The organism is Nostoc sp. WHI (assembly GCF_015714725.1).
GTDB lineage: Bacteria > Cyanobacteriota > Cyanobacteriia > Cyanobacteriales > Nostocaceae > Nostoc.
Genome location: NZ_WBKM01000137.1, coordinates 26,165 through 34,182, shown reverse-complemented (window position 1 = coordinate 34,182; position 8,018 = coordinate 26,165). Strand labels below are relative to the sequence as shown.

Below are 8,018 nucleotides of genomic sequence, written 5' to 3'. Positions count from 1 at the left end.
GAGCAGGGGAGAAAAATTGTCCCTTTGTCTCCCTTGTCCCTCTCTCCTATTTTGCAACTGTGCCACAAGCGCAGGGTTATCAATAACTGGGGATGTATCGGGTAAAATGCTAAGTCTGGTAAAGCCGCCAGCAGCAGCAGATTGCAAGAGAGACAAGAGGGTTTCCCGTTCTTCAAACCCCGGTTCGCCGGAGTGGCTATACAAATCTACTAAACCAGTACCAAGAACTAATCCCCGACAATCTCTGATTTGAATATCAGAACTGATGTCAGAAATGTGCGAGGCCATTGCTTGGATATAACCATCAGCAATCAGCACATCAAATAGTTCGTCGGTTTCACAAACCGGGTCAATCAGCCGTACTTGTTGCAGCAGTTCAGTCATAAAAGTTTTTAGTTATGAGTTAGAAATTTTTAGTTAGGAGTTAGGAGTTATGAATTAAAAGTTATATGAATTATTTGTTCCTCGCTCATTACTTCTAACTTTATTCCTCACTCTTAACTTTTCACTCCTAACTCCTAACTCCTAACTCCTAACTTTATTACAATGCCCCTGCTGCTGTTTTATCTAATACGCCTCCACCCAAGTGAGTGGTGATGTTCATCGCTTGTAATACTGGTAAACCATTTATTCCAGCAGGATAGTCGATAACACTAACAGCACCGTTACCTTGACGGAAATTCCAGAAATTTTCCAGCGATAAACCAAGAATGTGACAAAGCAAAGTTTTATTAGTAGCATCATGAGCTACTACTAATACAGTTTTGAATTGATTGATTGATGCAGCTTGCACAATTGATTGCCAAGCTGCAACGCTGCGTTCCCATACTTGTTGCAAATTTTCCCCTTCAGGCATTTGCACTTCGGCTGGGATTAGCCGCCAGCGCTGCAACTCTCCGGGAAACTCCTGCTCTATCTCTGCTTCTAATTTTCCTTCCCAAAGTCCGTGGCTGATTTCTCTTAAATCATTTTGTAATTCCAACTTTACATTTGGATGGTGTTTTAAGATAATTTCTGCTGTTTCTTTAGGACGTAGCATTGAGCTACTTACGGCAAAATCAATTCCTACCTCTTGGAGAAATTCGCCTGCTTTTTGCGACTGTTGTCTACCGTTGTCGTTAAGGGGGACATCAATTTGTCCCTGAAACCTGGTTTGGCGATTCCACTCTGTTTCTCCATGACGCACCAGCAACAACCGTATTCCTTGATGATCTGGTCGCAATGAGGGTAGACTTTCCCCGATATGTTGCGTCTGATTCAACGACTCTAGTTGGACTGGTTCCCCCAATCCTCCAGAAAAATTTAGTACAGTGATGCCACAGTTAGATTGCTGTATTGAATGGTAGCGGCTTGGGGGAATGGATAGCGCCGTGCTAATGAGGGCGCGATTGATACCATTATGTCCCACGATGAGAATGGTTTCGCCTTGATGGTGAGACAAAATTTCTTGCCAAAACTGCCGTGCTTGTTCGTATAAAGCAAGGACGGGAAAATGTTCTCTTGTTCCCTCTCCATCATTAAGCAGCATCCGCAGCTCATGAGGGCGTTCGTGCCAAGTGCGGTAGTCTTCGGCAAACTCCTGCTTTACTTCAGCAGTGAGCATTGCTTGCCACAAAGGTAAATCAATTTCCAGCAGCAAATCAGAAACTTGGAGTACAGCAGACTTTCCTGGATGAGTAGCTAGCTCACTATGGATGATATCTGCTGTGTGTTTTGCTCGTTGCAGGGGACTGCTGTAAATCGCATTAAATAAAATATTACTGAGGGCTTTGCCTAGTTTACTGGCATCGTTACGACCTTTTTCGGTTAATGTTGACGCATCAGTGCGCCCTTGAATACGCCGCTCGGTGTTATAACCGCTTTGACCGTGGCGCACAATGATGACACGGGTCATCCGTCTTGCCCTCCTCTATCTAGACGATTAATTTTACTGCAAAATGATTGCAGAATTATCTACTAAGGAAGGTGGATTGAAAAATAATTACTTAGAGCAAGCGTGTAAAACCTGGAGACGAGATTTTCCAGGCTTGATACTAAGCTATTTGTGTAAGCTTCCTGACACTTCCATCACTGCTGCTTCAGGTTTCACCCTAGCTTTTGCTTCTAAAAATTCAGCCACTTGAGCCTCAATTTCATCCCGGACAATCTGGCGATACTCCACGAAATGCTCAATTTGGGCACAAACGGCTAAGTAGCTACTCACCCCACCCCGATTATGCTGATACATATTCCATAAGTTGCGCCAGAATTGCCAGCGCGTCTGACGACGTACACCCTGCCGCCAGCAAATGATCATCAACGCCCGGAGTACTTTCCAGTTCAATGGTTTCTTAGCACCTTTGCCTTTTTTCGGGTAGGTTGCTTCGCCCAAAAGACGGAAGTGTTTGTATGTACGCTCCAAAAACCGCTCTGGCTCATACAAATCCCAGAATGCTTGCACATATTCTTGAGCAATGTCTTCTAAAGGTCGAGTTGGTACAAAGTTCATCAACGTGGTTTGGTTGATGTTGGCAGATTTGCTCTGGAGTCGTCCTTCCTTTTCTAATCTATGCCAGAGGGCTGTATCTGGAAGCGCTTGCAGCATACTAAATAAGGCTGTAGGAATTGCTGTTTGCTCGACAAACTTGACAATTCGTCCGCCTGCTCCGGCTTTCTCACCATCAAACCCAATGATAAAGCCTGCCATGACTCGCAGCCCTGAGCGGGTAATCTTATGCACCGCTTCAGTGAGCGAGTCTCGTGTATTTTGGTATTTCTGAGTAAAGGCGAGACTTTCTTCGTCGGGGGTTTCAATTCCCAGAAAAACGGCTCCAAAATTACACGTTACCATCAAATCCATCAGTTCTTGATCTTGGGCTAAATCAACTGAAGCCTCTGTGGCAAAGGAAAAGGGATAGTTATGTTCTACCATCCAGGGCACAAGGGACTTCAAAAATAATTTGACATTCCGCTTATTGCCGATGAAGTTGTCATCCACCATAAAAATACTGCGCCGCCAACCCAGTTTATACAGGTAATCAAGTTCTGCTAATAGTTGCTCTGGGTTTTTGGTGCGGGGTTTGCGACCGTAAAGCACAATAATGTCGCAGAATTCACACTGAAAGGGACATCCACGGGAAAATTGCACCGACATCTCCGCATAGGCATCAAATTCTAGCAGGTCAAAGCGAGGAATCGGAGTATTGCTAACATCTGGTTTTTCACCGTCAGAGCGAAATATGCCTGTTTGATCGCCCCGTGCGATCGCTGCTACAAATAAGGGTAGGGTAATTTCTCCTTCGTCTAATATCAAATAATCTGCTCCGGCGGATGTCATTTCACCCGGTAGCGCTGTCGGGAAGGGGCCACCCACAGCGACACGTTTCCCTCTCTGCTTTGCCTCCAATATCTGAGAGAGCAAATCCTCTTTCTGCACAATCATCGCCGACATAATAACTAAATCTGCCCAAGCCCATTCTGCTTCCGTACAGAGGCGAATATTTCGATCTACTAGCTTGAACTGCCATTCTTGGGGTAAAATCGCGGCTACAGTCACCAAGCCTAAAGGCGGTAGCATGGCTTTACGGTCTAATAAAGCCAGTGTTTTTTCAAAAGACCAAAAACTTTTTGGAAAACGGGGGTATAAAAGTAAAACATTCATATTTGATACTTATAAACCTTCATTTTAGTTGCTGGTTGAGTTCATGTAAAGCTGGTTTTCCGATCAGAAAGTAGCTCAAAATTGCTCAATGAATGTGTTGACGTGTAGCAATGGTTTTATTGCCGCTCTAATTGCATTGATAAATAAAATGCGAGGTGCTTAAAATAGCACTTCGCAGTCCATGTGTAGACAATACGGTTTGGTTAAGATGCATAGTCCTTAATATCCCCCTTTTTTAAGGGGAGTTGGGGAGATTGAGCCTTATCCGAACCGTATTGCGTGGTAGAGTCAGAATCAAGCGCTAATCACAATTAGACAACCACAAAATTATTTTTGGTTAGTGATACTCCAGCAGATAGTTGTGCAAATTGTACCTGAGTAAATGCATCTGCACTGCCATCTTGATCAAAATACACTACACCTGTAACGTTGTCATAGATGAATCGTTGAGCGATCGCTGTTGCAGATATTCCAAGTGTAAACTGACTATCTGAAAGTGAACCTGGTGATAAATCGCCACCAAAACCGGCAGCCGATACCTGAATAAATTCGTTAGTCGCGTTGAAGTCATAAAGAGTATCTACGCCTTCATTGAAACTATTAAAAGCAAAGCTATCAATACCATCTTCTCCATAAAGGGTATCATTTCCATTACCACCAGAGATGGTATCATTCCCATCACCGCCGTTGAGGGTGTTATTACCAGAGGCAGCAAAGGCGGAGAGATAATCATTGCCATCGTCACCAGAAAGCAGGTTATCGCCTGCTGAATAGTCAACACTCAGGCGATCGTCACCAGCGCCACCGTTGAGGGTGTTATTTCCTAATGCCCTACGATAGACTCCATAAATTTGGTCTATTTCGTAACCAGAGGCAAAGAGAGAATCATTGCCATCACCTCCATTGAGCAGGTTATCGCCTGTTGAATAGTCAACACTCAGGCGATCGTCACCAGTGCCACCGTTAAGGGTGTTATTGCCAGAAGTTTCATAATAATATGCTGGCCCAGGACCGTAGCGGCCTCCGTAGTCCTCGTAGTTAGAGAAGTAGCCGGAGGCAGAGACAGAATCATTACCTTCGTCTCCAAACAGTAGGTTATCGCCTGTTGAAAGGTTAGCTTCTAAGCGATCGTCACCAGCGCCACCGTTAAGAGTGCTATTACCTGAAGAGCTAGCTCTTAAGTAATCGTCACCAGCGCCACCGTTAAGAGTGCTATTACCTGAAGAGCTAGCTCTTAAGTAATCGTCACCTTCAACCCCAAGAATCGTATCACTGCCACTACTGCCCCCGGAGAGCGTTTCATTGCCGTTGTTCCCTACAATATAATCATCGTAGGCTGTACCTGAGATAATTAATCGTTCAATATTTTTGTAGTTAATTAGATTCGTGCCTACTGTAATTGAGACAATGTTAGTAGTGGCATTGAAATCTGTCGAAGTGATTCCCCCGGTAGCATTGCTGAGATTGACGCTCAACAAATCATTACCTGCTCCTCCATCTATTGTGTCATTGCCACCACTGCCCGGATTAAGCGTATCGTTGCCATTGCCTCCCACAATATTGTCATCGTAGGCTGTACCTGTGATATTTAATCTTTCGATATTCTTGTAGTTAACTACATTCGTACCTGCTGTAATCGAGCTAACGTTAGTGGTAGCATTGAAAGTCGAAGTAATTCCTCCGGTGGCACTGACTTCGAGGGTCAACAAATCGTCACCCGTCCCCCCGTCTATCGTTTGAGTCACCAAGGAAGAGGAAGCAGCAGATAAAGAGTATAAATTTAAGAAATCGTTGCCATCCCCTCCATTAAGGGTGTTATTGCCAGACACACCAGAGGCAAAGAGATAATCATTGCCATCGTCACCATTCAGCAGATTATCACCTGTTGAAGTGCTAGCATTCAAAGAATCGTCACCAGCGCCACCGTTGAGGGTACTATTACCAGAGGCTTCATAATATATGTTATCGAAGTCGTAGCCAGAGGCAGAGAGATAATCATTGCCATCGTCACCATTCAGCAGATTATCACCTGTTGAAATGTTAGCATACAAGCGATCGCTACCATCGCCCCCAGAGAGAAGGTTATCACCTGTTGAAATCCGAGCATCCAAGCGATCATCACCAGCACCACCGTCAAGAGTGCTATTGCCAGAGGTATAATCAATGATCTCGAACTCGAACTCGTCACGGAAGCTATAGCTGGAGCCAGAGGCAGATAGAATATCATTGCCATCGCCACCAGAGAGCAGATTATCACCTGTTAAATTCACTTGAGTAGAATTTGGTGAATAATTCAAGTAATCGTTACCAGTACCACCAAGAATCGTATCGTCGCCACTGGTGCCCCCGTCGAGCGTATCGTTGCCATTGCTCCCCACAATGTTGTCATAGTAGGCTGTACCTGTGATATTTAATTGTTCGATATTTTTGTAGTTAACCCGATTAGTGCCCACCGTAATTGAGCCAATGTTAGTAGTAGCATCGAAAGTCCAAATGATTCCCTCGGTAGCATCCCTATAACTGTTAAACAAATAATCTTCACCTGTTCCTCCATCTACCGTTTGAGTAACTAAGGGAGAGGGAGCAGTAAATACGGAGTACAAATTGAAGGAATCATTGCCATCCCCTCCATTGAGGGTATTTGTACCTTGGAGTTCAGATGCGTAAATATTATCATTCCCATCTCCGCCTGAAACGGTATTGTTGCCACTAGAGAAGCTAATGCTAAGGTAGTCACTCCCCGCATCTCCTTTGAGTGTGTTATTGCCAGAGGTATAATAAACAGTCTCATTGTCGTAATTGTAGTAGCCAGAGGCAGAGAAAATATCATTGCCATCGCCACCAGAGAGGAAATTATTGCCTGTTGAAGATTCAACATTCAAGTAATCATTACCAAAGCCACCCTTGAGGGTATTGTTGCCTACACCACCATAAAGCTGATCATTGCCCGTACCACCATTTAAGGAGTCATCACCCGTACCACCAAATAGAAAGTCATCACCTGCACCACCAATAAGAGTATCATTACCTACACCACCACGCAGCGTATCGTTGCCACTCTTACCGTCAATTTTGTCATTACCCCCCTGACCATTGATCACATCATCTGAGTTGTTAAAGCCGTTGACATTGTTGTTCAGGTCGTTCAGAAAGGTAACTGTGTTTTTATTGAAGACAGTGCTTCGGGTGGAGTTGGCATTAAAGATATCAAAGCTGTCTTGAATGCTGGTTTGCTCATCAAACAGAATGTTGCCTGAGTCTACACTGGCTCCTGTCGATTTGCGGAGGTTATCCAGGTTTTCCAAGGCAAAGTTTTCTAGAATGACTTTGCTGTCAGACGCTCCTTCAAAAGTGATTTCTAGATTGTTACCCTGCTGTGTTAGCAGCAGATTTTGGGCAATAAAGTTATAGCCTTGGAATACAAGGGTATCTACTTCGGCAATGACTGCTGCTGTTGGGTTTGTGCCTTTAGCTATGCCACCAAAATCAGTGATGGTATCAGTTCCGTCATCCAAGTCGTAAACAAATCTATCCTTGCCACCACCACCAATTAAGGTGTCGTTACCCGTTAGACCGTTAATTGTGTCGGCGCTCTTACTACCCAGTAAGGTATCATTTCCGTTGGTTCCAACGATATTTGCCATAACTGTCTCCGTTTTCAAGTGTTAGTGCTGTTTTGGGACATAAAGAATTAACCGAAAGTTGATGCTTTTAGCACACTTCCATGTAAGCCTTAAGGCTCAACAATTTTCTTATGTCTTTGTTGGGGATTATTACTTAGGACTTACGCAAACAATAGCTGAAACCCTGATTTTTAGGTAGGGGCAATTCATTAATTGCCCCTATCCCGTGTAGTTTTGCGTAAGTCCTATTACTCTTGGGTGTCTAGCTTGAAAATAGGGAACATTTAAATAACTGGATAATAATCAAATACAGGATATTTACTTAGATGTCTATATTTCAACAAATATCTTTGCATATTCTTCACATTGATAGACTGGAACAATAGCACTAATAGTTTGGATAGAGCAAACGCTAATGAAGCTCAATGCCAAGCAATTAAAGGTTATCTATAGATATTTAGTGTTCGGAGATCCCCCCAACCCCCCTTAAAAAGTGGGGCTAATATCTCTTTTACGCCCTTTTTTAAGCGATCGCCGGAAGCGGGAGGATCTTAAACCAAGGGTATTGGAAACACTTTGGGCTTTTTTCAGCAAAGGCGATCGCAATTTGAGCGTGGAGCAATCCTAGTAGACGCTGTTGAATTAATTCCCGGCTTGCGTTCTGCCGAAAATATCCGTGTTATACAGATTCTTGAGCGTAGTGTTTATGTTTTGTCGCTAGAAGCTCCTATTCAATTGTCTGCTCCTTAGTCCAA

4 protein-coding genes and 1 pseudogene are annotated in these 8,018 nt (G+C 43.9%); 1 reads left to right on the top strand and 4 read right to left on the bottom strand.

Features of this window, described 5'->3' with window-relative positions:
• The 4 genes and pseudogenes from F8S12_RS13900 to F8S12_RS13885 form a co-directional block, all read right to left on the bottom strand.
• Positions 1 to 384, bottom strand: a pseudogene (locus F8S12_RS13900) (dihydroorotase); the annotation flags it as partial.
• Positions 385 to 541: 157 nt separating this feature from the next.
• Positions 542 to 1,894: a histidine phosphatase family protein gene (locus tag F8S12_RS13895; protein WP_196516852.1), complete on the bottom strand. Its 1,353-nt coding sequence runs from the start codon at positions 1,892 to 1,894 to the stop codon at positions 542 to 544.
• Between the two features lie 144 nt (positions 1,895 to 2,038).
• Positions 2,039 to 3,640: a B12-binding domain-containing radical SAM protein gene (locus F8S12_RS13890; protein ID WP_196516851.1), complete on the bottom strand. Its 1,602-nt coding sequence runs from the start codon at positions 3,638 to 3,640 to the stop codon at positions 2,039 to 2,041.
• 311 nt (positions 3,641 to 3,951) lie between these two features.
• Entirely contained in the window at positions 3,952 to 7,284 is a 3,333-nt protein-coding gene (locus F8S12_RS13885; RefSeq protein ID WP_196516850.1) for a calcium-binding protein, read from the bottom strand.
• Between the two features lie 555 nt (positions 7,285 to 7,839).
• On the opposite strand from F8S12_RS13885, the gene F8S12_RS13880 reads away from it, so the two are divergent.
• The gene (locus F8S12_RS13880) at positions 7,840 to 8,013 is read left to right on the top strand and encodes a hypothetical protein (RefSeq protein WP_196516849.1); all 174 of its coding nucleotides are present in this window, start codon (positions 7,840 to 7,842) and stop codon (positions 8,011 to 8,013) included.
• The last annotated feature ends 5 nt before the right edge of the window (positions 8,014 to 8,018 follow it).